A 24,851-nucleotide genomic window follows, 5' to 3' on the forward strand; every position below is an offset into this window, starting at 1 on the left:
CCCGGTGACAACCTGAAGTTCACCGTCGAACTGATCGCCCCGATCGCCATGGAAGACGGCCTCCGCTTCGCCATCCGCGAAGGCGGCCGTACCGTCGGCGCCGGCGTCGTCTCCAAAATCATCGAGTAACAACCTATTAAGGGTTCGAAGAGGAAGGCCGGGTGGTCCGGCCTTCCTCCTATCAACTCCAACGCCGCGAAAGGCTAACCAATGCAAAGCCAAAATATTCGCATTCGGCTGAAGGCATTTGACTACCGCGTACTGGATGCCAGCACGCAGGAAATCGTCAATACCGCCAAACGGACCGGTGCCGAGGTTCGTGGGCCTATCCCGCTGCCGAACAAAATTGAAAAGTTCACAGTTCTGCGTAGTCCCCACGTGAATAAGAAATCGCGCGATCAGTTTGAGATCCGGACGCACAAGCGTCTTCTCGACATCGTTGACCCGACGCCCCAAACGGTAGACGCGCTGATGAAGCTCGATCTTGCCGCCGGCGTTGACGTCCAGATTTCGGTTTAAGGAGGGCTACTGATGTTGCGCTCTGGTGTAATCGCAAAAAAAGTCGGCATGACCCGGCTTTTCATGGAAGACGGCAAGCAGATTCCTGTGACCGTTCTTCAACTCGACAAACTTCAGGTTGTTGCTCAGCGCACAGCCGAGTTGAACGGCTATACCGCTGTTCAGCTTGGTGCTGGCACCGCCAAGGTCAAACGCACAAGCCAGGCCATGCGTGGCCACTTTGCTGCGGCCAAGGTTGAACCCAAGCGCAAGATCGCGGAATTCCGCGTTGCGCCGGAGAACCTGATCAACGTGGGCGAAGAGATCACTGCTGACCATTACTTTGAAGGTCAGTTCGTGGACGTCTCTGGCACCTCGATTGGTAAAGGCTTCCAGGGTGCCATGAAGCGGCACAACTTTGGTGGTCTGCGCGCGTCGCACGGTGTGTCTGTGAGCCACCGTTCGCACGGTTCGACCGGTCAGTGTCAGGATCCGGGCAAGGTTTTCAAAGGCAAGAAGATGGCTGGTCACATGGGTTCTGCCCGCGTCACCACGCAAAACCTTCAGGTCATCAAAACCGACGCCGATCGTGGTCTGATCATGATCAAAGGCGCCGTTCCCGGCTCCAAAGGTGGTTGGGTGACGATCAAGGATGCGGTCAAAAAGCCGTTCCCCGAGAACGCGATCCTGCCCGCCGCTCTGAAATCGGCTGCTGAAGAAGCTGCTAAAGCTGCTGAAGAGGCTGCCGCACAGGCCGCCGCCGAAGCAGAAGCAGCCGCAAAGGCCGCCGCTGAAGAAGCTGCCGCCGCGGAAGAAGCAGCCCTGAAGTCGGCTGAGGCCGAAATTCAGGCTGAGAAGAAGGAAGGCGAAGAATGAAACTCGACGTCATCAAACTGGACGGCGGCAAAGCTGGCTCGGTCGATCTGGGCGAAGACATCTTCGGCCTGGAACCGCGCGCAGACATTCTGCAGCGTGTCGTCCGCTGGCAGCGCAACAAGGCGCAGGCCGGTACTCACAAGGTGAAAACCCGGTCCGAGGTCAGCTATTCGACCAAGAAGATCTATCGCCAAAAAGGCACCGGTGGCGCCCGCCACGGCGCCCGCTCGGCACCGATCTTCCGCAAGGGTGGTATCTACAAGGGCCCGACGCCCCGTAGCCACGCCCATGACCTGCCGAAAAAGGTCCGCGCGCTTGGTCTCAAGCATGCTCTGTCTGCCAAAATGGCAGCGGGCGAGCTGGTGATCATCGATATCGCAGATTCGACCGGCAAGACCGCTGCTCTGGCCAAACAGGTTCGTGACCTTGGCTGGAAGCGCACGCTGATCATCGACGGGGCCGAAGTGAACGCCGAGTTCGCCAAGGCCGCCCGCAACATCGAGGGTCTCGATGTGCTGCCGTCGATGGGCGCAAACGTCTATGACATCCTCAAGCGTGACACTCTCGTGCTCACCAAAGCGGGTGTCGAAGCACTGGAGGCTCGTCTGAAATGAGCGCGAAACCGCAACATTACGATGTGATCCGCAAGCCGATCATCACCGAAAAGGCCACCATGGCCTCTGAAAACGGTGCTGTGGTGTTTGAGGTGGCAATCGACGCCAACAAACCCCAGATCAAAGAGGCCGTCGAGGCGCTCTTTGGTGTCAAGGTCAAGGCGGTCAACACCACCATCACCAAGGGCAAAGCCAAACGTTTCCGGGGCCAGCTTGGTCGCCGTAACGACGTTAAAAAGGCTTATGTGACCCTGGTTGAGGGCAACACAATCGACGTGACCACAGGTCTCTGATCGGATGGTGGGGTTACACCCGCCCTACGGTATCAAGATTTTAACCCCGGCTGCCGAAAGGTGGCCGGGGTTTTTCATTGAGTTGCCGCACGCCGCCCTGCGATTGTGCTCAGAGCGGGACGTCATCGTAAGCGCGGGACATTTTGGAGGTGGCTTCCTTCAGGCTCTCGCCTGCCGCGTCGTTCATGATATCGAACAGGCGATGCGCCTCGGCGGTGTACTGTTCGATTGCCTTGCGGAAGAGTTCGGATTGCAGTTGTACCACTTCAACCGGCTTCTTGCAGCGCAACAATGCCTGCTGGCCTTCAAGGTCTTCCTGAAGCCGCTCAGAAACGAAACGCGTGCTTTCGGCCATGATATCAAGCCAGAGCTTGGACGCCACCGGGTGCCCCGCGATCATGGCGGCGGAGAACGCAGAGACATCGGGGTTCCCAGTGTCGGATTTCTTAGTAGATTTGGTCATTTTCTTCCCTTTTCCTGAGTTATCGCGAACCGTAGGCGCGACGCGCGCGCGGCCCAGATCGCGATCCTTGCAAGGCGCATTCTAGGCTGGATTCGCCGCCGATGAATTGATCTGTGTCGTGTGGCGGGAAATCGGGCGGTTGCCCTTGGCGTTTTCGCGCCCCACCCCCTTGACCGCAAAGGCCCGCTCCCCTATCAGACCCCATCGGCAAGGCCCCGGATTCGTCCGGGGCTTCGCCTTTGTTCGCAAGAGCAATCCAACCGGGGACCTTTGGGGCCCTAAACCTTGCCACCTTCGGGGGGCTACAACAGCGGCGGGTCTGACCTGCTGCAAGAAAACGGAAGACAGAAAGCATGGCACTTAAGTCGTATAAGCCGACGACGCCGGGCCAGCGTGGGCTGGTGCTGATCGACCGTTCGGAACTTTGGAAAGGTCGTCCCGTCAAATCTCTCACTGAGGGTTTGTCGAAACATGGCGGTCGGAACAACACCGGACGGATCACGATGCGTCGCAAAGGCGGCGGGGCAAAACGCCTTTACCGGATCGTTGATTTCAGACGGAACAAATTCGATGTGGCGGCCACCGTCGAGCGGATCGAATATGACCCGAACCGGACCGCGTTCATCGCGCTGATCAAATATGAAGATGGCGAGCAGGCCTATATCCTGGCCCCCCAGCGTCTTGCTGTGGGTGACAAGGTTCTGGCCGGCGCCAAGGTCGACATCAAGCCGGGCAACGCAATGCCGTTCTCGGGCATGCCGATCGGTACGATCATCCACAATATCGAGCTTAAGCCCGGTAAAGGTGGTCAGATCGCACGCGCCGCAGGCACCTATGCCCAGTTCGTGGGTCGTGATGGTGGCTACGCTCAGATCCGTCTGAGCTCGGGCGAACTTCGCCTGGTGCGTCAGGAGTGCATGGCCACCGTTGGTGCCGTCAGCAACCCCGACAACAGCAACCAGAACTACGGTAAAGCGGGCCGCATGCGTCACAAGGGCATTCGCCCGTCTGTGCGTGGTGTGGTTATGAACCCCATCGACCACCCGCATGGTGGTGGTGAAGGTCGTACATCGGGTGGTCGTCACCCTGTTACGCCCTGGGGTAAGCCCACAAAAGGTGCTCGTACCCGGAACAAGAACAAAGCGTCGCAAAAGCTTATTATCCGCTCGCGTCACGCCAAGAAGAAGGGACGTTAATCTATGTCTCGCTCTGTATGGAAAGGCCCTTTTGTCGATGCCTACGTGCTTAAGAAAGCCGAAGCATCGCGCGAATCCGGGCGCAACGAAGTTATCAAGATCTGGTCGCGCCGCTCGACGATCCTGCCCCAGTTTGTGGGCTTGACGTTTGGTGTCTACAACGGCCGCAAACATATCCCAGTCAACGTCACAGAAGACATGATCGGTCAGAAGTTTGGTGAATATTCGCCGACTCGTACCTATTACGGTCACGCTGCTGACAAAAAAGCGAAGCGGAAGTAAGTCATGGGCAAGGAAAAGAACCCCCGCCGCGTGGCAGACAACGAAGCAATGGCAAAACTGCGCATGCTTCGCACCAGCCCGCAAAAACTCAACCTTGTTGCTGCGATGATCCGCGGTAAGAAGGTCGACAAAGCGCTGAACGATCTGACCTTCAGCAACAAGCGTATCGCCGCAGACGTCAAGAAATGCCTGCAATCCGCGATCGCCAATGCTGAAAACAACCACAATCTCGATGTGGATGGTCTTGTCGTTGCCGAAGCTTACGTCGGTAAGAACCTTGTGATGAAACGCGGTCGTCCGCGGGCTCGTGGCCGGTTTGGCGCTCTGCGCAAGCCGTTCTCGGAACTGACAATTAAGGTTCGTGAAATTGAGGAGCAAGCCTAATGGGTAACAAAGTCAATCCGATTGGCATGCGCCTTCAGGTCAACCGCACCTGGGACAGCCGCTGGTACGCCGACACCAAGGATTATGGCAATCTTCTGCTTGAAGATATCGCCATGCGCAAATTCATTGGCAAAGAGTGCAAGCAAGCCGGTATCAGCCGCGTGATCATCGAGCGTCCGCACAAGAAGTGCCGCGTTACGATCCACACTGCACGTCCGGGTGTGATCATCGGCAAAAAAGGCGCCGATATCGAAGGTCTGCGCAAGAAGCTGGCGGCGATGACCGACAGCGAGCTGCACCTGAACATCGTCGAGGTCCGCAAGCCGGAGCTTGACGCGGCTCTGGTCGGCGAAAGCATCGCGCAGCAGCTTGAGCGTCGTGTGTCCTTCCGTCGCGCCATGAAGCGCGCCGTGCAGAACGCAATGCGCATGGGTGCCCTTGGTATCCGGGTCAACGTCGCGGGCCGCCTTGGTGGCGCCGAGATCGCCCGTACCGAATGGTACCGCGAAGGTCGTGTGCCCCTGCACACCCTGCGCGCCGACATCGATTATGCACCTTATGAGGCGCTGACGCCTTATGGCATCATCGGTATCAAGGTCTGGATCTTCAAGGGTGAGATCATGGAACATGATCCCGCGGCACGTGACCGCAAAGCCCAGGAACTCCAGGATGGTCCCGCGCCCCGTGGCGCCGGCGGCCGCCGTTAAGGAGGAATGACAGATGCTACAACCAAAGCGCAGCAAATTCCGTAAGATGCACAAAGGCCGGATCAAGGGAGAAGCCAAAGGCGGCTCCGATCTGAACTTTGGGACTTACGGCCTTAAAGCGACCCAGCCCGAGCGTGTGACTGCACGTCAGATCGAAGCTGCTCGTCGTGCCATGACACGTCACATGAAACGTCAGGGCCGGGTCTGGATCCGGATTTTCCCGGACCTTCCCGTGACCAGCAAGCCCACCGAAGTTCGGATGGGTAAAGGTAAAGGTTCAGTTGATTTCTGGGCCGCCAAGGTCAAGCCGGGCCGGATCATGTTCGAGATCGACGGCGTGTCCGAGGCCATCGCATTCGAGGCCCTGCGCCTTGCCGCGATGAAATTGCCGATCAAGACTCGTGTCGTGGTTCGCGAAGACTGGTAAGCGCGTGGGTTTTACCCACCCTACATGAAATCGAGAAGCCCCTGCCAAGCGATTGGTGGGGGCTTTTTGTTGTGAGCGGCTCAAGCCCTCTCGCCACGCGGGGGGCGTTGGTTTAAGACGGGGACATGACAAAGATATCCTCACTTTTCGTGACCCGCCTCTATCATGCTGCCCTGTCCGAGCAGGGCAAACCCATTGATGCCGCCGAGCTTGAAACCTCGTGTTATTCCATCGCCGAGGATGACGAGGCGGGCCAGGAGTGGTGCGAGGAGAACGGCTATCCCGGCTATACCTCTTACGCCTCGCTCACCGATCTTGGCTGGCGGTTCCCGATCTTCAAGGATCTGGTCAAGGTGCTCAACAAGCATGTCGCCGCCTTTGCCAAGGATCTGGAATTTGATCTCGACGACAAGAAGCTCAAGCTCGAGGACATCTGGATCAACATCCTGCCCGAAGGCGGAACGCATTCTAGCCACATCCACCCGCATTCCGTCATCAGCGGCACCACCTATGTGGCGATGCCCGATGGTGCAAGCGCGCTCAAACTCGAAGACCCCAGATCGGCGATGATGATGGCCGCGCCGGCGCGCCGCAAAGACGCACGCGAAGAGTTGAAGACCTTCATCTATGCCAAACCCGCCGTCGGGGATGTCCTGCTCTGGGAAAGCTGGCTGCGCCATGAGGTGCCGATGAACATGAGTGAAGAAGACCGGATTTCGGTGAGTTTCAATTACAGTTGGGGCTGAGTGCGGCGGGGCGGAGACGCGCGTGGGTTTCACCCACCCTACGCAAACAAACTTATCCCTTGCCCTCTAGCGTCACCTCCCCTATAGACCCCCAATCCACGATGACCCGGACCTCTGGGGATTCGTGTGTTTGCAATTCATCCACCAGGTTTCAGGTCACCCTGTAAGAACCGACAGGGGCCGGCTGGTGTTTTGAGAAAGGAAAAGAGCATGAACGCTCAAGAGCTACGTGATAAGACACCCGATCAGCTCCGCGAAGAGCTGACCAGCCTGAAGAAAGCGCAATTCAACCTGCGTTTCCAGGCCGCGACCGGCCAGTTGGAAAACCCCGCACAGATGCGCGTTGCCCGTCGCAACGCCGCTCGCGTGTTGACCATCCTGAACGAAAAAGCCGCTAACGCGGCCACAGAATAATAGGGAGCCTCTCAGATGCCCAAACGTATCCTGACTGGCACCGTGACCAGCGACGCAAACGAACAAACCATCACCGTGTCGGTTGAACGCCGTTTCAAGCACCCGGTTCTGGCAAAAACGATCCGTAAGTCCAAAAAGTACCGGGCTCACGATGAAAAGAACGCTTTCAAGGTCGGCGATTCCGTACGCATCATCGAATGTGCGCCGCGCTCGAAAACGAAACGTTGGGAGGTGCTTGAGGCGTAAGCCTCTGGCCCTTTTCGGCATAATCGAAACCCTGGGGATCAGGCACTGCATCGCCCCCCATAGGTCGGGAGAAACCAAATGATCCAGATGCAAACCAACCTGGATGTTGCTGACAACTCCGGCGCTCGCCGAGTTCAGTGCATCAAGGTTCTGGGTGGTTCCAAGCGTAAGTACGCTAGCGTTGGCGACATCATTGTCGTCTCCGTCAAGGAAGCCATTCCGCGTGGTCGCGTTAAAAAGGGTGACGTCCGCAAGGCCGTCGTCGTACGCACCGCCAAGGAAGTTCGTCGTGATGACGGCACCGCAATCAAGTTCGACCGCAACGCCGCCGTGATCCTGAACAACGCAGGTGAGCCGGTCGGTACCCGTATCTTCGGGCCGGTTGTTCGCGAGCTGCGCTCCAAGAACTTCATGAAAATCATCTCGCTCGCGCCGGAGGTGCTGTAAGATGGCTGCTAAACTGAAAAAAGGCGACACCGTTGTCGTTCTGGCTGGCAAAGACAAAGGCCAGAAGGGCACGATCACCACTGTTGACCCCAAGGCCGGCAAAGCCGTCGTTGATGGTGTTAACATGGCCATCCGCCACACCCGTCAAAGCCAGACCAGCCAAGGTGGTCGCGTCCCGAAAGCGATGCCGATCGACGTGAGCAACCTGGCTCTTCTTGACAAAAACGGCAAACCGACCCGCGTTGGCTTCAAGATCGAAGGCGACAAGAAGGTACGTTTTGCCAAGACCACGGGGGACGTGATCGATGCTTGATACAGCAGCTTATACCCCGCGCCTCAAAACCGTTTTCCGCGACACCATCAAGCCCGCTCTGAAAGAAGAGTTCGGCTATAAGAACGACATGCAGATCCCGCGTCTGGACAAAATCGTTCTGAACATTGGTTGCGGTGCCGAAGCGGTGCGCGATTCCAAGAAAGCCAAGTCGGCTCAGGAAGATCTTTCCACCATCGCAGGTCAGCACGCGGTTATCACCAAAGCGCGCAACTCGATCGCGGGCTTCCGTGTTCGTGAAGACATGCCGCTTGGTGCCAAGGTAACCCTGCGCGGCGACCGGATGTTTGAATTCCTCGACCGTCTGATCACCATCGCAATGCCCCGTATCCGCGACTTTCGCGGCGTGCCGGGCAAATCTTTCGATGGCAATGGCAACTATGCCATGGGTCTCAAGGAACACATCGTCTTCCCCGAAATCAACTTCGACAAGGTCGACGAAGTTTGGGGCATGGATATCGTTATCGCAACCACGGCGAAGACCGACGCTGAAGCTAAGGCACTGTTGAAGCACTTCAACATGCCTTTCAACAGCTAAGCCGCGGGAGGATAGATTTATGGCTAAAAAAGCAATGATCGAGCGCGAAAAGAAACGCCAGGCTCTGGTGGATCGTTTTGCCAAGAAGCGCGCCGCGCTCAAAGAGATCATCAATGATCAAGACAAGCCGATGGAAGAGCGTTTTCGCGCGTCTCTGAAGCTTGCGAAACTGCCGCGCAACAGCTCGGCCACACGGCTGCACAATCGGTGCCAGCTGACTGGTCGTCCGCATGCGTATTATCGCAAACTCAAAGTGTCGCGGATCATGCTGCGCGAGCTCGGCTCAAGTGGCCAGGCTCCCGGCGTCGTGAAATCCAGCTGGTAAGGGAGAATTAGTATGAATGATCCTATCGGCGATATGCTCACCCGTATCCGCAACTCGCAGATGCGTGGAAAATCCACGGTTTCGGTGCCGGCCTCGAAAATGCGCGTGCGCGTTCTCGATGTTTTGCAATCCGAGGGCTATATCCGCGGTTATGAGATGAGCACTGGCAAAGATGGCCACCCGGCAATCGAAGTCAGCCTGAAATATTTCGAAGGCACCCCTGTTATTCGCGAAATGAAACGGGTTTCGAAACCCGGTCGTCGCGTCTATCTGGGCGTCGATGACATCCCGCAGGTCCGTCAGGGCCTGGGTGTGTCGATTGTCTCCACCTCCAAGGGTGTGATGTCGGATGCATCTGCGCGCGCAGCCAACGTTGGCGGCGAAGTGCTCTGCACTGTATTCTAAGGAGACCCGGAAATGTCTCGTATCGGCAAACAACCCGTACCGCTGCCTGCTGGCGTCACCGCGACGCTCTCGGGTCAGACAATCGAAGTCAAAGGCCCGATGGCCACCAAGACCTTCACCGCGACCGATGATGTTACAATCACCATCGACGACGGTCAGGTTTCGGTCACGCCCCGTGGCAAATCCAAGCGCGCGCGCCAGCAGTGGGGCATGACCCGTACGGTCATCTCCAACCTGGTGCACGGCAGCAGCCAGGCCTTCAAGAAAGAGCTTGAAATCCGTGGCGTGGGTTATCGTGCCCAGCTTCAGGGCAACGTGCTCAAACTGAACCTCGGCCTCAGCCATGATGTCGATTTCCACATTCCGGAAGGTGTAACTGTTACTGTTCCCAAGCCCACTGAAATGGTGGTTGAAGGCACGGATAAGCAGCTCGTCGGTCAAGTCGCGGCAAATATCCGCGATTGGCGTCGTCCCGAGCCCTACAAGGGCAAAGGCATTCGCTACAAAGACGAGTATATCTTCCAGAAGGAAGGCAAGAAGAAGTAAGGACGCGACAGATGGCAAACAGCAAGAGAAAACTGTTCCTCAAGCGCCGCATGCGCGTTCGGAACAAACTTCGCAAGGTCAACGCAGGGCGTCCGCGTCTTTCGGTGCACCGCAGCAACAAGAACATCAGCGTACAGCTGATCGACGACGTCAACGGTGTGACGCTCGCCAGTGCCTCGACCCTCGAAAAGGATCTTGGTCTGGTCGGGAAGAACAACGTCGAAGCCGCAGCCACAGTCGGCACGGCGATCGCGGAGCGGGCCAAGAAGGCCGGCATCACCGAGGCGTATTTCGATCGTGGTGGCTTCCTGTTTCACGGCAAGGTCAAGGCAGTTGCCGACGCCGCACGTGAAGCCGGGCTGAAGATCTAAACAGCGCAGGCGGCCCCGCAACGGGCCGCCTCGATGATCCGGGGGCTTTCGGGCCCACCTGGATTGAGACAGAATTGGTGCCGATGGCGCCGCAATGAAAGGACGCCAAATGGCAAGAGATGAGAACCGCCGTGGAGGTCGCGACCGCGACGAAACGCCGGAATTCGCAGATCGTCTAGTCGCGATCAACCGGGTCAGCAAAACCGTTAAAGGCGGTAAACGCTTTGGATTTGCGGCGCTCGTCGTCGTCGGCGATCAGAAGGGCCGCGTTGGCTTTGGCAAAGGTAAGGCGAAAGAGGTCCCCGAGGCCATTCGCAAAGCGACCGAAGCCGCCAAGCGCGCCATGATTCGCGTACCGCTGCGCGAGGGTCGTACCCTGCACCACGACATGGAAGGTCGCCACGGCGCCGGCAAGGTCGTGATGCGCACAGCACCGCAAGGTACCGGTATCATCGCCGGTGGTCCGATGCGTGCCGTCTTCGAGATGCTGGGGGTTCAGGACGTTGTTGCCAAATCCAACGGCAGCCAGAACCCCTATAACATGATCCGCGCCACGCTGAACGGGCTTCAAAAAGAAAGCTCGCCCCGCATGGTCGCCCAACGCCGAGGCAAAAAGGTCGCTGACATCCTGAAAAAGGGTGACGAAGCGCCTGCAGCCGAAGCCGCGGAAGCGTAAGGAGTTCTGATCAATGGCAAAAACCATCGTAATCAAACAGATCGGGTCTCCGATCCGTCGCCCCGAAAAACAGCGTCAGACGCTGATCGGGCTGGGTCTTAACAAAATGCACCGCGTTCGCGAACTTGAAGACACGCCCGCAGTGCGCGGCATGATCAACAAGATCCCGCACATGGTCGAGATCCTCGAAGAAAAAGGCTGATCGTAAGGTGGGTTACACCCACCTTACCTTTGGCGCGCACCCCGGTCAGAGATGACCGGGGTGTTTTCGTTTGAAAAAGCACATAAGCCAACTATCTATTGTGGGACGGAACATCTTGAACACAATATCCATGAAATTCAACGGTATTCAGCTGCTACCGCTAGAGCGTGCGACAGGATGAAAAACTGTAGTTCGGCTTCGGATCTTAGAGATGCTTGGGAAGATTTTCTGGGAGCGTTTGGGCGATGCATCGGTCGATTGATTAGCTTTGGCCAAAAACATGAGATCTCACGTGGATGGGCCCATCGTTTAAAAAATGCTTCAGCGGGTGACGATGAAGGGCTCTACTTTCTTCGAGAAGCCCGTAATCATGTTGAACATGGATTAACACCCTTCGCTGACTTTTCTGACTCATATGTGGACATTGGTGGCGGCTTCATAGCGCTTGGTGGCAATAGTTCGGTGAAAGTTAAGAATTGCTCGATTAATGGCGTCCCTACTGGAGATTTCGAAGTTTCAGCTGAAAATGGAAAAGTCAAAAGATTTTCAGGGAGCCCTTCGGTGCCGATGTACGAAGTACCAGCTTCTGTTCGGTTGAAGGATGTTAAAAACGCTGAGAACGGGCGCGTAGCTATTGTTCCCAAAAGTCTAAAAGGCATCGAGATAACATCTGATAGACCCGATGATCTGGCTTTAATTGCGACCACATGCTTATCGGAGATGGTTGCAAATCTTGAAGCTATTTGGCGGCAGAAGGCTTTGGAGAGAATAGACGATAACGTTTGCTCCCAGAATCCCCCTTGAACCTGTGGGGGGCTGGGTTTATACGCCCCCGGTGGCCTGTTTTCGGGCTGCGATATTTGTATCAAGCCGCGTTCGGCCGCTCCCGTCGCTGGGGGTCGCATCCGGCATAAAGGAGAAGCGACATGAAACTGCATGAACTGCACGACAATCCCGGTGCAACCAAGAAACGCAAGCGCATTGGCCGTGGCCCGGGTTCGGGCATGGGTAAGACCGGTGGTCGTGGTATCAAAGGTCAGAAATCCCGTTCGGGTGTGGCGATCAAGGGTTACGAGGGTGGCCAGATGCCGCTCTATCAACGTCTGCCCAAGCGCGGCTTTACCAAGCCGAACCGCAAATCCTATGCGGTGGTGAACCTTGGCCTGATCCAGAAATTCATCGACGAAAAGAAAATCGACGCCTCTGCAGCAATCACCGAAGACGTGCTTATCGCCTCGGGTCTGGTGCGCCGCAAGCTTGACGGCATCCGCGTTCTCGCCAAGGGCGATATCTCGGCCAAGGTCACGCTTCAGGTCACCGGTGCATCGCGCTCGGCGATCGAAACCGTCGAAAAAGCCGGTGGTTCACTGACGGTCACAACCGCGCAGGCCGCTGAATAAGAGGTTGTGAGTGGCGTTCGCGCCGCTTACATATGCTCCGAGTTTTCCTTTGACGCCGCCTGAGCTGGAAAACAGCTTCTGGCGGCGTTTTCATATGAAAGAGACCCGCGAATGGTATCTGCAGCAGAGCAAATGGCGGCCAACACCAGCTGGTCAGCGCTTGGTAAGGCCTCCGATCTTCGCAAACGCATCCTGTTTACGCTGGGGCTTTTGATCGTCTATCGTCTTGGCACCTATATCCCGGTGCCCGGTATTGACGGCGCGGCCCTGCGCGAATTCATGGAAGGCGCACAGGCCAGCATCGGCGGCATGTTGTCGATGTTCACCGGCGGTGCGCTTGGCCGGATGGGTATTTTTGCCCTGGGGATCATGCCCTATATTTCGGCCTCGATCATCGTTCAGCTTCTGACCGCGATGGTGCCGCAGCTTGAACAGCTGAAGAAAGAGGGCGAACAGGGCCGCAAGAAGATCAACCAATACACCCGTTATGGCACGGTTGGTCTTGCGACGCTGCAATCTTACGGTCTGGCCGTCAGCCTTCAGTCGGGCGATATGGTCACCAATCCGGGCGGCTTTTTCCTTGCATCCTGCATGATCACTCTGATCGGCGGCACGATGTTCCTGATGTGGCTTGGTGAACAGATCACCGCGCGCGGCATCGGCAACGGCATCTCGCTGATCATTTTTGTCGGCATCATCGCCGAAGTCCCCGCCGCATTGGCGCAGTTCTTTAGCCAGGGCCGTTCGGGGGCAATCAGCCCGGCGGTGATCATTGGCGTGATGATCATGATGGTGGCCGTGATCGCCTTTGTGGTGTTCATGGAGCGCTCGCTTCGCAAGATCCATATCCAGTATCCGCGCCGTCAGGTGGGCATGAAGGTCTATGACGGCGGTTCGTCGCATCTTCCGATCAAGGTAAACCCGGCCGGCGTTATCCCGGCGATTTTTGCCAGCTCTCTGTTGCTTCTGCCCGCGACGATCACGACGTTTTCGGGCACCCAGACCAGCCCGGTGATGTCGACGATCATGGCCTATTTCGGCCCCGGTCAGCCGCTCTATCTGTTGTTCTTCACGCTGATGATCGTGTTCTTCACGTATTTCTATACCTTCAACGTGGCGTTCAAGACCGACGATGTGGCGGACAACCTCAAGAACCAGAACGGCTTTGTACCGGGCGTGCGTCCGGGCAAGAAAACCGCCGAGTACCTTGATTACGTGGTCAATCGCGTGCTGGTGCTTGGTGCGGGTTATCTTGCGCTTGTCTGTCTCATGCCGGAAATCCTGCGCAGCCAGTTTTCCATTCCGTTCTACTTCGGCGGCACCTCGGTTCTGATCGTGGTCTCGGTGACGATGGACACGATCCAACAGGTGCAAAGCCACTTGCTTGCGCATCAATACGAAGGTCTGATTGAGAAATCACAGCTGAGCGGTAAAGGTAAGAAACGCTCGCGCAGAAAAGGGGCAGCACGCCGATGAACATTATCCTTCTCGGGCCCCCGGGGGCAGGCAAAGGCACGCAGGCGCACCATCTGGTCGCCAGCCGCGACATGATCCAGCTTTCGACTGGTGATATGCTGCGCGATGCCAAGGACAGCGGCTCTGAGATGGGCAAGGTCGTGGCCGATGTGATGGCGCGCGGCGACCTCGTGACCGATGAGATCGTGATCGGGCTGATCCGCGAAAAGCTTCAGGGCGACAAGAAGGGCGGCTTTATCTTTGACGGCTTCCCGCGCACCCTGCCGCAGGCCGACGCGCTTGGCGATCTTCTGGCCGAGCAGGGCGAAACGCTTGACGCGGTGATCGAGCTTCGGGTTGACGACGAGGCGCTTGTAGAGCGCATCACCGCGCGCTCGACCTGCGGTGGTTGTGGCGAGGTCTATAACGACATCACCAAACCCTGGCCCGCCGATGGCAAATGCGCCAAATGCGGGTCTTCGGATGTCAAACGCCGGGCGGATGACAACGAAGACAGCTTGCGCAACCGGCTGATGGAATATTACAAGAAAACCTCGCCGCTGCTTGGCTATTACTATGCCAAGGACAAGCTTGCCTCGGTCGACGGCCTTGCCGAAATCGCGCAGGTTCAATCGGCAATTGCGTCGGAACTTGACAAATAAGGGGGCAGGGCTTGACGCCCCCGTGGTTTCCCCCTAACCAGCCCTATCTCGCGAGAGAATTGATTCTGATCGGGTCGCGCCCGGACTGAATCGCATCACCTGAATTCAGCTGCGGCCCGAAGCGTAAACGCCTCGGGCTTACGTTGTGAAAAAAGGTTCTGGAGCTACGGAACCGCAACGAAAAGGAACTTACATTTGGCACGTATCGCCGGCGTAAACATCCCGACCCACAAACGGGTCCCGATCGCCCTGACATATATCACTGGTATCGGCCACACATCGGCCAAGGCCATCTGTGAAGCCGTGAACATCGACGCATCGCGTCGCGTGAACGAGCTTTCCGACGCCGAGGCCCTGGCCCTGCGCGAGCACATCGACGCCAACTACACCGTCGAAGGTGACCTGCGTCGTGACACGCAGATGAACATCAAGCGTCTGATGGATCTTGGCTGCTACCGTGGCCTGCGTCACCGTCGCAACCTTCCGGTTCGCGGTCAGCGCACACATACCAACGCACGCACACGCAAGGGCCCCGCAAAGGCCATTGCCGGCAAGAAGAAATAAGGGAGGGCTGATCAATGGCACGCGATACCAAACGCACCAAAAAGAAGGTCTCCAAGAACATCGCCACCGGCGTTGCTCATGTGAACTCTTCCTTCAACAACACCAAGATCCTGATTTCGGACGTGCAGGGCAATGCGATCGCATGGTCGTCGGCCGGCACCTGCGGTTTCAAAGGCTCGCGTAAATCGACGCCCTATGCTGCCCAGATGGCCGCAGAAGACGCCGGCAAGAAGGCCCAGGATCACGGCATGCGCACCCTCGAAGTCGAAGTTCAGGGCCCCGGTTCGGGTCGTGAATCGGCACTGCGCGCTCTGGCCGCCGTTGGCTTCAACATCACCTCGATCCGTGATGTGACCCCGATGGCGCACAACGGTTGCCGCCCGCCGAAACGTCGCCGGGTCTGATCTGAGACACACCAAGTGGGGCCGCGCAGTTTTGCGCGGTCCCCTTTTCGTCATTTTAATACCTCGGGCGTTCTGAACATTTGGACATGGGAACGGAACTGGAATGGAGGGACGCATGATCCACAAAAACTGGGCTGAATTGATCAAGCCGACACAGCTTGACGTAAAACCGGGCAATGACCCGCTGCGTCAGGCCGTTCTGACCGCCGAACCGCTTGAGCGCGGCTTTGGTCTTACGCTTGGCAACGCTCTGCGCCGGGTGCTGTTGTCGTCGCTGCAAGGCGCGGCCATCACCGCCGTGCAGATCGACAACGTGCTGCATGAGTTTTCAAGTGTTGCTGGTGTGCGCGAAGACGTCACCGACATCGTGCTGAACCTCAAAGGCGTGGCGCTTCGCATGGAAGTTGAAGGGCCCAAGCGCCTTTCGGTCAATGCCAAGGGTCCGGGCGTCGTCACCGCTGGCGACATTTCCGACAGCGCGGGCATCGAGATCCTGAACAAGGAACACGTGATTTGCCACCTCGACGAGGGTGCCGATCTGTTCATGGAACTGACCGTGAACCAGGGCAAAGGCTATGTCGCGGCCGACAAGAACAAACCCGAAGATGCGCCCATCGGTCTTATTCCGATCGACGCGATCTATTCGCCGATTTCCAAAGTCAGCTATGACGTTCAACCCACCCGCGAGGGCCAGGTTCTGGATTATGACAAGCTGACCATGAAAATCGAAACCGACGGCTCGATCACGCCGGATGATGCCGTGGCCTATGCCGCGCGTATCCTTCAGGATCAGCTTTCGATCTTCGTCAACTTTGACGAGCCCGAAGCCGCCGGTCGCCAGGACGAAGACGATGGTCTTGAGTTCAACCCGCTTCTTCTCAAGAAGGTGGACGAGCTTGAATTGTCGGTGCGCTCTGCCAACTGTCTAAAGAACGACAACATCGTTTACATCGGCGATCTGATTCAGAAGACCGAAGCAGAGATGCTGCGCACGCCGAACTTTGGCCGCAAGTCGCTGAACGAGATCAAAGAAGTTCTCAGCGGCATGGGCCTTCACCTCGGCATGGACGTCGAAGATTGGCCGCCCGACAACATCGAGGATCTGGCCAAGAAATTCGAAGACGCGTTCTAAGACACGCGTGGGTTACACCCACCCTACGGATCGCTTCGTAGGGTGGGATAAATGCCCGGACTGCCGGGGAAAATATGGGCCAATGCCCCAAGGAGAGCGGCTGACACGCATCAGACCGCCGGACAAAGCAAAACACGCTAAGGAGACCATCAAATGCGTCACGCAAGAGGCTACCGCCGCCTGAACCGTACCCATGAGCACCGCAAGGCGCTTTGGGCGAACATGGCCGGCTCGCTCATCGAACATGAGCAAATCAAAACCACCCTGCCCAAGGCAAAAGAACTGCGCCGGATCATCGAAAAGATGATCACGCTTGGCAAACGGGGTGATCTGCACGCGCGCCGCCAGGCTGCTGCTCAGCTCAAGCAGGACCAGTATGTCGCGAAACTGTTCGACGTGCTTGGCCCCCGCTACAAGGACCGTCAGGGCGGTTACGTCCGCGTTCTCAAGGCCGGTTTCCGTTATGGTGACATGGCGCCGATGGCGATCATCGAGTTCGTTGAGCGCGATGTGAATGCCAAGGGTGCCGGCGACAAGGCCCGCGTTGCCGCGGCTGAGGTTGAGGCTGACGAGGCCTGATACCCGGCCTGTCCCAACAGAATTTGAACGCCGCTGACCCAAGGGTTGGCGGCGTTTTACGTTTGCCCGGCTCTGGCTTGCATTCCGCCCCCTGCCTGCGCATATCTACGTGCGCCGCATCGGTCGGCGCGCTAGGATGCACCCATGGCTGATCTCTTTCAAACACCGGGCGACACGCCGCCTGACACCGCGCCGCGCCCGCTTGCGGATCGGCTGCGCCCGCGCAGGCTTGGCGATGTGATCGGACAGGATCAGGTGCTTGGCCCCGAGGCGCCGCTTGGGGTGATGCTGGCCTCTGGCAGTCTCACGTCGCTGGTCTTTTGGGGCCCGCCCGGTGTGGGCAAAACCACCATCGCGCGGCTTTTGGCGGATGAAACCGACCTGCATTTCGTCCAGATCAGCGCGATTTTCACCGGCGTGCCGGACCTGCGCAAGGTCTTTGACGCCGCCAAGCATCGCCGCGCCAACGGGCAGGGCACGCTGTTGTTCGTCGATGAAATCCATCGCTTCAACAAGGCCCAGCAGGACGGCTTTTTGCCTTATATGGAGGATGGCACGATCCTTTTGGTCGGCGCCACCACGGAGAACCCGAGTTTCGAGCTGAACGCCGCCCTGATGAGCCGCGCGCAGGTTCTGGTGCTGGAGCGGCTGGCGCTTGCCGATCTTGAGCGGCTGGCGCAACGCGCCGAGGCCGATCTTGGCCGTACCCTGCCGCTTGATGGCCCGGCGCGCGAGACGCTTTTGGAGATGGCGGATGGCGACGGGCGCGCCCTGCTGAACCTGATCGAACAGGTGGCGGCGTGGAAGACCGAGGTCAAGCTTGATAAAACGGCCCTGTCGACCCGCCTGATGAAGCGTGCGGCGAAATATGACAAGGGTGGCGACGAGCATTACAACCTGATTTCGGCGTTGCATAAATCGGTGCGCGGATCAGACCCCGACGCGGCGCTTTACTGGTTCGCGCGGATGCTGACCGGCGGCGAAGACCCACGGTACCTCGCGCGGCGCATCATCCGCATGGCGGTCGAGGATATCGGGCTTGCCGACCCGCAGGCGCAAACCGTCTGTCTGCACGCCTGGGAAACCTACGAACGATTGGGAAGCCCCGAGGGCGAGTTGGCGCTTGCGCAGGCGGTAACCTATCTGGCGCTCGCGCCGAAATCGAATGCTGGTTACGTGGCCTATAAGGCCGCCATGCGCGAGGCCAAGAAAACCGGAAGCGAGCCGCCGCCCAAGCACATTCTGAACGCGCCGACCAAGCTTATGGCCGAGCAGGGCTATGGCGCGGGCTATGCCTATGATCATGATGCAGAAGACGGGTTTTCGGGCCAGAATTACTTTCCTGACACCATGAAACGCCCGGTGCTATACCAGCCGGTCGAACGCGGTTTTGAACGCGAGCTCAAAAAACGACTCGACTACTTTTCCAAGTTGCGCGCGCGGCGTGGCTAAGCTTTTTACGCGTGTTGCGCCGGAAATATGTGAAATTTTTGGTCCTGAAACTTTGTCGGCTTAAGGATTAAGGGCTGGAAACGCGGCCAGTTTCGTGTTTTGCTTGAAAAATGTCGTATCTAAGCATCCTTCTAAACCGTCGTAACAGGAAGCTTTTGGTGAGGGTCAGCAAAATGGCCTCTCCAATGACAGATCACACAACAAACAGGGAAATCTTATGACAAAGAACAAGGACCAGATCCTTTTGGACAAGCTTGCCGATGCGGCCCGTACCGGGACCATCTCGCGCCGCTCGTTCATGAATTATGCGGCCGCAGCAGGCGTAACAGCCTCGGCGGCTACCGGCCTTTGGGGCACGTCCGCCAAGGCGGCCCCGTCGCGCGGCGGCATCTTCCGCCTCGGCGCCCATGACGGCAACACATCCGATACCCACGATCCCGGCACATATGTGACTTTCTCGATGATTCAGGTGGCGCATACCTTCCGTTCGTATCTGACCTTGATCGAGCCCGACGGCTCTCTGGGGCCGGATGTCGCCAGCGAATGGTCGGCAACCCCGGACGCCAAGGAATGGACGTTCACGCTGAACCCCGGTGCCACCTGGCACAGCGGCGGCAAGGTGACTGCGGCTGACGTGATTGCCTCGCTGAACCACCACCGCGGTGAAAGCTCGACATCGGCGGCCAAGGCGCTTTTGACCGATGTTCAGGATATCGTGGATAACGGCGATCACTCGATCACCGTCAAGCTGGGCTCGGGCAATGCCGACCTACCGTGGCTGATGACCGATTATCACCTGGCCATGGTGCCCGCGAATGACGATGGCACGGCAAGCTGGAAATCCGGCGATGGCTGTGGCCCGTACAAGCTTACCAACACCGAGTTCGGTGTCGGCTATACGTTTACGCGGCACGAAGACTGGCACCTTGACGGCGCCTATTTCGACGAGGTCGTGGTCACGGTTCTCAACGATCCAAACGCCCGTCAGACCGCGCTTGTCACTGGTGACGTGGATGCGATCACCCAGCTCGAGCTCAAAACGCTCGCACTGCTTCAGCGCGATCCCAACATCGTCATCGACAACGTGCCCTCGGCCGCTGCGATCACCATGCCGATGCTCTGCGACGTGGCGCCGTTCGACAACCCCGATGTACGCAACGCGCTCAAGCTGTCGATCGACCGCAACGAGATCATCGAGAAGATCGCCTTTGGCGCGGCTTCGGTCGGCAATGACTTCCATCATTCGCCTGCCATGCCCTATTGGCCCGATGATATCCCGCAGCGCGAGTATGACCCGGAGCAGGCCAAGTCGCTGTTGAAAAAGGCCGGGGCCGAAGGGCTTTCGGTCAACCTCAGCGTGGCCGACTCGGTCTATTCGGGGGCCGTCGACATGTGCGTCCTCTACTCCGAGCAGGCCAAGCAATCGGGCATCGACATCAACGTCATCCGCGAGCCGAACGATGGCTACTATTCGGATGTCTGGCTGAAAAAGCCATGGTGTGCGGTTCAGTGGGGCGCACGTCCGACGCCGGACGTGATGTACAGCCTTGCCTATAAGGACGATGCATCCTGGAACGAGTCGCATTGGCAGAACGCCCGCTTTAACGAGCTGCTTTTGGCGGCCAAGGCGGAACTGGACGAAACCCGTCGCGCCGAGATGTATCACGAGATGGCACTGCTGGCGCGTGATGATGGCGGCACGATTATCCCGTTCTTCCCGAACTTTGTCTACGCGCGCCGCAAGAACGTCCAGCATGGGCCGGATCTTGCTGCAAGCTGGCAAATGGATGGCGCCCGCGCCGCCAGCCGCTGGTGGTTCGAAGGCTAAACACAACACCGAAACCCGGCGTCACTGGCGCCGGGTTTTCGCTGCTGCGGCGCATCCGAATGATTTCCCAAACTGCGTCGGAGCCACAAGCCAGAACGGGGCGACACCAAATCCCGGTCAGAGCAAAAAAAACGAATCTGCCAAATCGGCAATCTGTGTTCATATGAAACAGCGGATGCCAGAGCAGACAGCAGGAGGGACAAATGGGAGATATTCTAAGGCTCGTTGGAAAACGGCTTGGATTAGGACTGGGGATTTTGCTGATTATTTCGGCAATTATCTTCTTCATGGTCGAATTGCTGCCGGGCGACATTGCCCAGGCGGTTCTTGGACAGGGCGCAACACCGGAAAACCTTGCTGCTTTGCGCAAGGAAATGGGCCTGGATCAGCCAGCCCTCGTGCGGTATTTTGATTGGCTCACCAGTGCGGTCATGTTCGACTTTGGCAATTCCATCGTGACCGGCGAAAGCGTCGTCGATACGATCAGCACGCGCTTTGCCAACACGCTTTTCCTGGCGGCCTATGCGGCCGTTATCGCGGTGCCGATCTCGATTGTTCTCGGTGTTCTCGTGGCGCTTTTGCGCAATTCGATCTTTGACCGGGTTGTCAACGTTCTGACGCTCACCTCGATCTCAAGCCCCGAATTCTTTCTCGGCTATATCCTCATTCTCTATCTTGCGGTCAAAACCGGCATGTTCCCGGCGATTGCCAGCCTGAGCAACGACATGACCTTTGGCGAGCTGTTGCATCGTACCTTCCTGCCGGCGCTGACGCTGGTGCTTGTGGTGACGGCGCATATGATGCGCATGACCCGAGCGGCGATTATCAACCTTCTCGCCTCGCCTTATATCGAGATGGCGCGCCTCAAGGGCACACCGCCCTGGAAGGTGATCGTGAAGCACGCGCTTCCCAATGCCTGGGCGCCGATCATCAACGTTGTGGCCCTGAACCTCGCCTATCTCATCACCGGCGTGGTGCTTGTCGAGGTGGTCTTCGTCTATCCCGGTATCGGGCAGGCGCTTGTCGATTCGGTGTCAAAGCGTGACTTCCCCGTGGTACAGGCCTGCTGCTTGATCTTTGCGGCGACCTTTATCCTTCTTAACCTTGCGGCGGATGTGGGGGCTATCTTGACCAACCCGCGCCTGCGGCATCCGAAATAAGGGGGCAGAGACATGAATGTTTTCGTCATTATCTACTACACTCTGCTTCTGGGCGGGTCCTGTCTTGCGGCGTTCTACAACAAGCGCTCGGCGTTTCTGCTGTTGTTTTCGCTGACTTTGGTCTCGTTCATTCTGGGTATCGTCGGCGGGGTTGGCGCGTTGCGCATCGTCGCAATCTGTGCCGGGCTTCTGGCGCTGTCGGCGATGGTATCCTATGCCTTCCGAGAGTTTCTGGTGGCCATTGCGCCGACCAACCTTGCCAAGGAATTGCGCACCGCACCGCTGACGGCAGGGTTTGGGATGTTCATCATCTTCACCTATGCCATCGCCGGTATCTTCGCGCCCTGGATTGCGCCGTTCGGCGAGGCTCAGATCATTTCCTCGGCCTTTGCGCCGCCGGATGAAACCATGCTCTTGGGCGCGGATCAGCTTGGCCGCGATATGTTCAGCCGGGTCATCTTTGGCGCGCGTAACACCGTTGCCCTTGCTTTGGCAGGGACCGTCATGGCCTTTTTGCTGGGCGCGCTTGCCGGGCTTTTGGCGGCGACAACCGGGGGCTGGTTTGACCAGATCCTGGCGCGCACCTCGGATGTGATCATGTCGATCCCCTCGCTGATCTTCGCGCTTTTGATGCTGTCGATCTTTGGTGGCGAGCTGGCCAACAACACCACGAGCTTTGTCCTGTTGACCATCTTTGCCGGCGTTACCGGCCTGTTGGTGGTCACGGCGGTATCAGAGCGAAGTCTTCTTGGCTGGATCATCGGCCTTGCGGTGCTTGCCGGGGTTTCGACCTCCTTTGCGCTTGGCATGTTGGTGATCTTCAACCCCTCCGAGATCATCCTCGTTCTCGTGGTTGCGGTGATCTATAGCCCTCGGGTGTTCCGCCTGACGCGCGCGGTTGCGGGCAACGTGGTGGTGATGGACTATATCGAGGCCGCGAAACTTCGTGGGGAACGCACCTGGTATCTTATCCGGCGTGAAATCCTGCCCAACTCGACCGCGCCTCTGGTGGCCGAGTTCGGGTTGGAATTCTGTTTCGTGTTCCTTCTCATTGCCGGCCTAAGCTTCCTCGGCCTTGGCATTCAGCCACCGACGGCGGACTGGGGTTCAATGGTGCGTGAGAACGCGACGCTGATCTCGTTCGGTGATGTCACACCGCTCATTCCTGCGGGGGCTATCGCCTTGCTGACCGTCGCGATCAACTTTGTGGTCGACTGGATGCTGCACCGCTCCTCTGGCCTGAAAGGGTAATCGGATATGACAAAGAATAAAGACGTTCTTCTGAAGATCAGGGACCTGAAAATTCAGGGCTATTCCGATGAAAGCTGGGTCGACATCATCAAGGGTGTCGACCTGACCCTGCACCGCGGCGAGGTCATGGGCCTTATCGGTGAATCGGGTGCCGGCAAATCGACGATCGGGGCGGCCTGTATGGGCTATGCCCGCGATGGCACGCGTATCTCGAACGGCTCGATCGAGTTTGACGGGATGGAGTTGACCACTGCCACAGAAAGCGAGCGGCGCGCGTTGCGCGGCTCGCGGATCGCCTATGTGGCGCAATCGGCGGCGGCCTCGTTCAACCCGGCCCATAAGATCATCGACCAGCACACCGAAGCCCCCTTGCAATACCGCATTAAAAAGCGGGTCGAGGCGCAAGAGGACGCGATGCAGCTTTATGAAAAGCTGCGCCTGCCGAACCCGACCGAGATCGGCTTTCGCTATCCTCACCAGGTGTCTGGCGGACAGTTGCAGCGCGCAATGACCGCGATGGCGATGTCATGTCGCCCTGACCTGATCATCTTTGACGAGCCGACCACCGCGCTTGACGTGACCACCCAGATCGAGGTTTTGGCCGCGATCCGGGACATCGTCGAGGAATACAACACCGCCGCGATCTATATCACCCACGACCTGGCGGTGGTCGCGCAGATGGCCGACACGATCAAGGTTCTGCTCAAGGGCGAAGAGGTTGAAGAGGCCTCGACCAAAGAGATGCTCGACAACCCGCAGGAGGAATACACCAAATCCCTCTGGGCCGTGCGCAGCTTTGAAAGCCCGCAGAAGTATCGCCCCAAGGATGGTGTGCCGCTGATTTCGGTGCGCAATGTCGATGCCTCCTATACCGGTGGCGACAAGGTTCTCGATGACGTCAGCTTTGATATCTACGAGGGCATGACCGTTGCCGTCGTGGGCGAATCCGGCTCGGGCAAGTCGACCACGGCGCGTTGTATCACCGGGCTTTTGCCGCCCTCCAAGGGTGAAATCCTGTTCCGGGGCGAGCCGTTCCCGCCGGATTATCGCAACCGCACCAAGGATCAGCTGCGCCAGTGTCAGATGATCTATCAGATGGCCGATACGGCGCTCAATCCAAAGGTCAAGATATCCGAGATCATCGGGCGACCGGCGGCGTTCTATTCGGGGTTGAAGGGCGCCAAGCTCAAGAACCGGGTAGATGAACTGCTTGATCTGATCGAGCTTGAGCCGTCGCAGTATTACAACCGCTATCCACCAGAGCTTTCGGGTGGGCAGAAACAGCGGATCGGCATCGCCCGCGCGCTTGCGGCCGAGCCAAGCTTTATCGTCTGCGACGAGGTCACATCGGCGCTCGATCAGCTGGTGGCCGAAGGCATCCTGCGCCTGCTGGACCGGCTTCAGGACGAGCTTAACCTGGCCTATATGTTTATCACCCACGATCTTGCCACGGTGCGGTCCATCGCGGATGAGGTGGTGGTGATGCAGCACGGCAAGGTGGTGGAGCAGGGGCCCAAGGACGACATGTTCACGCCGCCCCACCATCCCTATACCGACCTGTTGCTAAGCTCGGTGCCCGAGATGGACCCGAACTGGCTTACCACGCTGCTTGAAGAGCGCGGCATCGACAATGTCGGTGATGCGGCAGCGGCGCGGATTGATCCCAAAGACAAGAAGGTCAGCACCACCTAGGCCAGTGGCCACCTGTGGCATAAAAAGAGAAATGGCGGATGGGGAAACCCACCGCCATTTTGCATTTCAACAGGGTTTGAAGGGCGCGTGCAGCGCGATCAGAGGATCGCCATCGCCGACAGGGCCATGGTGCCAACGATCATCCCATAGACGATCAGCACGGCAGGCCAGCTTGCACTATGCATACGCAATTCGCGGTTCAGTTCGTCGCGGGTCATGTTGGGCCTCCGTCCTTGGCGTTACAGCTACAGTCGATATTTCATCTGTGACCAGCACATATGCGAA

General features: G+C 58.0%; 36 protein-coding genes. 35 read left to right on the forward strand and 1 reads right to left on the reverse strand.

The features are described 5' to 3' along the window. From ROG8370_RS12495 to ROG8370_RS12515, 5 genes are all read left to right on the forward strand, one after another. Nucleotides 1-129, forward strand: a 129-nt coding sequence (locus ROG8370_RS12495) for an EF-Tu C-terminal domain-related protein (RefSeq protein WP_503128342.1), incomplete at its 5' end; no start/stop codon positions are given. Nucleotides 130-210: 81 nt separating this feature from the next. After that, complete coding sequence (gene rpsJ / locus ROG8370_RS12500; RefSeq protein ID WP_073199620.1) at nt 211-519, forward strand: 30S ribosomal protein S10; 309 nt, start codon at nt 211-213, stop codon at nt 517-519. A gap of 12 nt (nt 520-531) precedes the next feature. Continuing rightward, nucleotides 532-1,374, forward strand: coding sequence for a 50S ribosomal protein L3 (gene rplC / locus ROG8370_RS12505; protein ID WP_085827547.1), 843 nt, complete (start codon nt 532-534; stop codon nt 1,372-1,374). Continuing rightward, entirely contained in the window at nt 1,371-1,988 is a 618-nt protein-coding gene (rplD, locus tag ROG8370_RS12510; RefSeq protein WP_085827549.1) for a 50S ribosomal protein L4, read from the forward strand. Before rplC ends, rplD begins: the two co-directional genes overlap by 4 nt. Next, complete coding sequence (locus ROG8370_RS12515; RefSeq protein ID WP_085827551.1) at nt 1,985-2,281, forward strand: 50S ribosomal protein L23; 297 nt, start codon at nt 1,985-1,987, stop codon at nt 2,279-2,281. The genes rplD and ROG8370_RS12515 overlap by 4 nt, the downstream gene beginning before the upstream one ends. 109 nt (nt 2,282-2,390) lie before the next feature. On the opposite strand, the gene ROG8370_RS12520 is transcribed toward ROG8370_RS12515, so the two are convergent. After that, nucleotides 2,391-2,744 carry a phasin family protein gene (locus ROG8370_RS12520; protein ID WP_085827553.1) on the reverse strand — a complete coding sequence of 118 codons (354 nt, stop codon included), beginning with the start codon at nt 2,742-2,744 and terminating at the stop codon, nt 2,391-2,393. Nucleotides 2,745-3,097: 353 nt separating this feature from the next. On the opposite strand from ROG8370_RS12520, the gene rplB reads away from it, so the two are divergent. The 30 genes from rplB (at nt 3,098) to ROG8370_RS12665 (ending at nt 24,566) form a co-directional block, all read left to right on the forward strand. Further along, the gene (rplB, locus tag ROG8370_RS12525; RefSeq protein WP_073199631.1) at nt 3,098-3,940 is read left to right on the forward strand and encodes a 50S ribosomal protein L2; all 843 of its coding nucleotides are present in this window, start codon (nt 3,098-3,100) and stop codon (nt 3,938-3,940) included. A 3-nt stretch (nt 3,941-3,943) separates the two neighbouring features. After that, nucleotides 3,944-4,222 (forward strand): 30S ribosomal protein S19, encoded by a 279-nt coding sequence (gene rpsS, locus ROG8370_RS12530; RefSeq protein WP_073199632.1) that lies wholly within the window; start codon nt 3,944-3,946, stop codon nt 4,220-4,222. Nucleotides 4,223-4,225: 3 nt separating this feature from the next. After that, nucleotides 4,226-4,606, forward strand: a complete 381-nt coding sequence (rplV, locus tag ROG8370_RS12535) for a 50S ribosomal protein L22 (protein ID WP_073199634.1) — start codon at nt 4,226-4,228, stop codon at nt 4,604-4,606. Then, nucleotides 4,606-5,313: a 30S ribosomal protein S3 gene (rpsC, locus tag ROG8370_RS12540; RefSeq protein WP_073199636.1), complete on the forward strand. Its 708-nt coding sequence runs from the start codon at nt 4,606-4,608 to the stop codon at nt 5,311-5,313. The genes rplV and rpsC overlap by 1 nt, the downstream gene beginning before the upstream one ends. A 13-nt stretch (nt 5,314-5,326) precedes the next feature. Then, nucleotides 5,327-5,740, forward strand: coding sequence for a 50S ribosomal protein L16 (gene rplP / locus ROG8370_RS12545; protein WP_073199638.1), 414 nt, complete (start codon nt 5,327-5,329; stop codon nt 5,738-5,740). A gap of 125 nt (nt 5,741-5,865) precedes the next feature. Beyond that, nucleotides 5,866-6,486: a 2OG-Fe(II) oxygenase family protein gene (locus ROG8370_RS12550; RefSeq protein WP_085827555.1), complete on the forward strand. Its 621-nt coding sequence runs from the start codon at nt 5,866-5,868 to the stop codon at nt 6,484-6,486. 210 nt (nt 6,487-6,696) lie between these two features. Next, the gene (gene rpmC / locus ROG8370_RS12555; RefSeq protein ID WP_073199640.1) at nt 6,697-6,900 is read left to right on the forward strand and encodes a 50S ribosomal protein L29; all 204 of its coding nucleotides are present in this window, start codon (nt 6,697-6,699) and stop codon (nt 6,898-6,900) included. A gap of 15 nt (nt 6,901-6,915) precedes the next feature. Then, nucleotides 6,916-7,146 carry a 30S ribosomal protein S17 gene (gene rpsQ / locus ROG8370_RS12560; RefSeq protein ID WP_073199641.1) on the forward strand — a complete coding sequence of 77 codons (231 nt, stop codon included), beginning with the start codon at nt 6,916-6,918 and terminating at the stop codon, nt 7,144-7,146. A gap of 78 nt (nt 7,147-7,224) precedes the next feature. Further along, on the forward strand, nt 7,225-7,593 hold the full coding sequence (gene rplN, locus ROG8370_RS12565) for a 50S ribosomal protein L14 (RefSeq protein ID WP_073199642.1): 369 nt from the start codon (nt 7,225-7,227) through the stop codon (nt 7,591-7,593). A gap of 1 nt (nt 7,594) precedes the next feature. Beyond that, nucleotides 7,595-7,906 (forward strand): 50S ribosomal protein L24, encoded by a 312-nt coding sequence (gene rplX / locus ROG8370_RS12570; protein ID WP_085827557.1) that lies wholly within the window; start codon nt 7,595-7,597, stop codon nt 7,904-7,906. Continuing rightward, nucleotides 7,899-8,462 (forward strand): 50S ribosomal protein L5, encoded by a 564-nt coding sequence (gene rplE, locus ROG8370_RS12575; protein ID WP_085827559.1) that lies wholly within the window; start codon nt 7,899-7,901, stop codon nt 8,460-8,462. The genes rplX and rplE overlap by 8 nt, the downstream gene beginning before the upstream one ends. Nucleotides 8,463-8,481: 19 nt before the next feature. Next, complete coding sequence (rpsN, locus tag ROG8370_RS12580; protein ID WP_073199646.1) at nt 8,482-8,787, forward strand: 30S ribosomal protein S14; 306 nt, start codon at nt 8,482-8,484, stop codon at nt 8,785-8,787. 12 nt (nt 8,788-8,799) lie between these two features. Continuing rightward, nucleotides 8,800-9,192, forward strand: a complete 393-nt coding sequence (gene rpsH / locus ROG8370_RS12585; protein WP_073199648.1) for a 30S ribosomal protein S8 — start codon at nt 8,800-8,802, stop codon at nt 9,190-9,192. A gap of 12 nt (nt 9,193-9,204) precedes the next feature. Continuing rightward, nucleotides 9,205-9,738, forward strand: a complete 534-nt coding sequence (gene rplF, locus ROG8370_RS12590; RefSeq protein WP_085827560.1) for a 50S ribosomal protein L6 — start codon at nt 9,205-9,207, stop codon at nt 9,736-9,738. Nucleotides 9,739-9,749: 11 nt separating this feature from the next. Next, on the forward strand, nt 9,750-10,109 hold the full coding sequence (rplR, locus tag ROG8370_RS12595) for a 50S ribosomal protein L18 (protein ID WP_085827562.1): 360 nt from the start codon (nt 9,750-9,752) through the stop codon (nt 10,107-10,109). Nucleotides 10,110-10,218: 109 nt separating this feature from the next. After that, entirely contained in the window at nt 10,219-10,785 is a 567-nt protein-coding gene (gene rpsE, locus ROG8370_RS12600; RefSeq protein ID WP_085827564.1) for a 30S ribosomal protein S5, read from the forward strand. 13 nt (nt 10,786-10,798) lie between these two features. Continuing rightward, the gene (gene rpmD / locus ROG8370_RS12605) at nt 10,799-10,987 is read left to right on the forward strand and encodes a 50S ribosomal protein L30 (RefSeq protein WP_073199656.1); all 189 of its coding nucleotides are present in this window, start codon (nt 10,799-10,801) and stop codon (nt 10,985-10,987) included. 51 nt (nt 10,988-11,038) lie between these two features. Then, entirely contained in the window at nt 11,039-11,791 is a 753-nt protein-coding gene (locus ROG8370_RS20175; protein ID WP_139838130.1) for a hypothetical protein, read from the forward strand. 122 nt (nt 11,792-11,913) lie between these two features. Further along, nucleotides 11,914-12,387, forward strand: a complete 474-nt coding sequence (gene rplO, locus ROG8370_RS12610) for a 50S ribosomal protein L15 (RefSeq protein WP_073199662.1) — start codon at nt 11,914-11,916, stop codon at nt 12,385-12,387. Nucleotides 12,388-12,498: 111 nt separating this feature from the next. Then, nucleotides 12,499-13,863 (forward strand): preprotein translocase subunit SecY, encoded by a 1,365-nt coding sequence (gene secY, locus ROG8370_RS12615; RefSeq protein ID WP_085827566.1) that lies wholly within the window; start codon nt 12,499-12,501, stop codon nt 13,861-13,863. After that, a complete protein-coding gene (locus ROG8370_RS12620; RefSeq protein WP_085827567.1) occupies nt 13,860-14,504 on the forward strand; it encodes an adenylate kinase in 645 nt (214 codons plus the stop codon). The genes secY and ROG8370_RS12620 overlap by 4 nt, the downstream gene beginning before the upstream one ends. 195 nt (nt 14,505-14,699) lie before the next feature. Next, the gene (gene rpsM, locus ROG8370_RS12625; protein WP_073199668.1) at nt 14,700-15,068 is read left to right on the forward strand and encodes a 30S ribosomal protein S13; all 369 of its coding nucleotides are present in this window, start codon (nt 14,700-14,702) and stop codon (nt 15,066-15,068) included. 14 nt (nt 15,069-15,082) lie between these two features. Then, nucleotides 15,083-15,472 carry a 30S ribosomal protein S11 gene (rpsK, locus tag ROG8370_RS12630; RefSeq protein WP_073199670.1) on the forward strand — a complete coding sequence of 130 codons (390 nt, stop codon included), beginning with the start codon at nt 15,083-15,085 and terminating at the stop codon, nt 15,470-15,472. 115 nt (nt 15,473-15,587) lie between these two features. Further along, entirely contained in the window at nt 15,588-16,604 is a 1,017-nt protein-coding gene (locus ROG8370_RS12635) for a DNA-directed RNA polymerase subunit alpha (protein WP_073199748.1), read from the forward strand. 153 nt (nt 16,605-16,757) lie between these two features. After that, complete coding sequence (rplQ, locus tag ROG8370_RS12640; RefSeq protein WP_073199673.1) at nt 16,758-17,183, forward strand: 50S ribosomal protein L17; 426 nt, start codon at nt 16,758-16,760, stop codon at nt 17,181-17,183. A gap of 144 nt (nt 17,184-17,327) precedes the next feature. After that, nucleotides 17,328-18,635 carry a replication-associated recombination protein A gene (locus ROG8370_RS12645; protein WP_085827568.1) on the forward strand — a complete coding sequence of 436 codons (1,308 nt, stop codon included), beginning with the start codon at nt 17,328-17,330 and terminating at the stop codon, nt 18,633-18,635. Nucleotides 18,636-18,852: 217 nt separating this feature from the next. After that, nucleotides 18,853-20,463: an ABC transporter substrate-binding protein gene (locus ROG8370_RS12650; RefSeq protein WP_085827569.1), complete on the forward strand. Its 1,611-nt coding sequence runs from the start codon at nt 18,853-18,855 to the stop codon at nt 20,461-20,463. Between the two features lie 203 nt (nt 20,464-20,666). Next, nucleotides 20,667-21,623, forward strand: coding sequence for an ABC transporter permease (locus tag ROG8370_RS12655; RefSeq protein ID WP_085827570.1), 957 nt, complete (start codon nt 20,667-20,669; stop codon nt 21,621-21,623). 12 nt (nt 21,624-21,635) lie between these two features. Next, a complete protein-coding gene (locus ROG8370_RS12660; protein WP_139838131.1) occupies nt 21,636-22,874 on the forward strand; it encodes an ABC transporter permease in 1,239 nt (412 codons plus the stop codon). 6 nt (nt 22,875-22,880) lie between these two features. After that, nucleotides 22,881-24,566 (forward strand): ABC transporter ATP-binding protein, encoded by a 1,686-nt coding sequence (locus tag ROG8370_RS12665; protein WP_085827571.1) that lies wholly within the window; start codon nt 22,881-22,883, stop codon nt 24,564-24,566. The last annotated feature ends 285 nt before the right edge of the window (nt 24,567-24,851 follow it).

Origin of the sequence: Roseovarius gaetbuli, assembly GCF_900172365.1 — a bacterium.
GTDB classification, from domain to species: Bacteria; Pseudomonadota; Alphaproteobacteria; order Rhodobacterales; family Rhodobacteraceae; genus Roseovarius; species Roseovarius gaetbuli.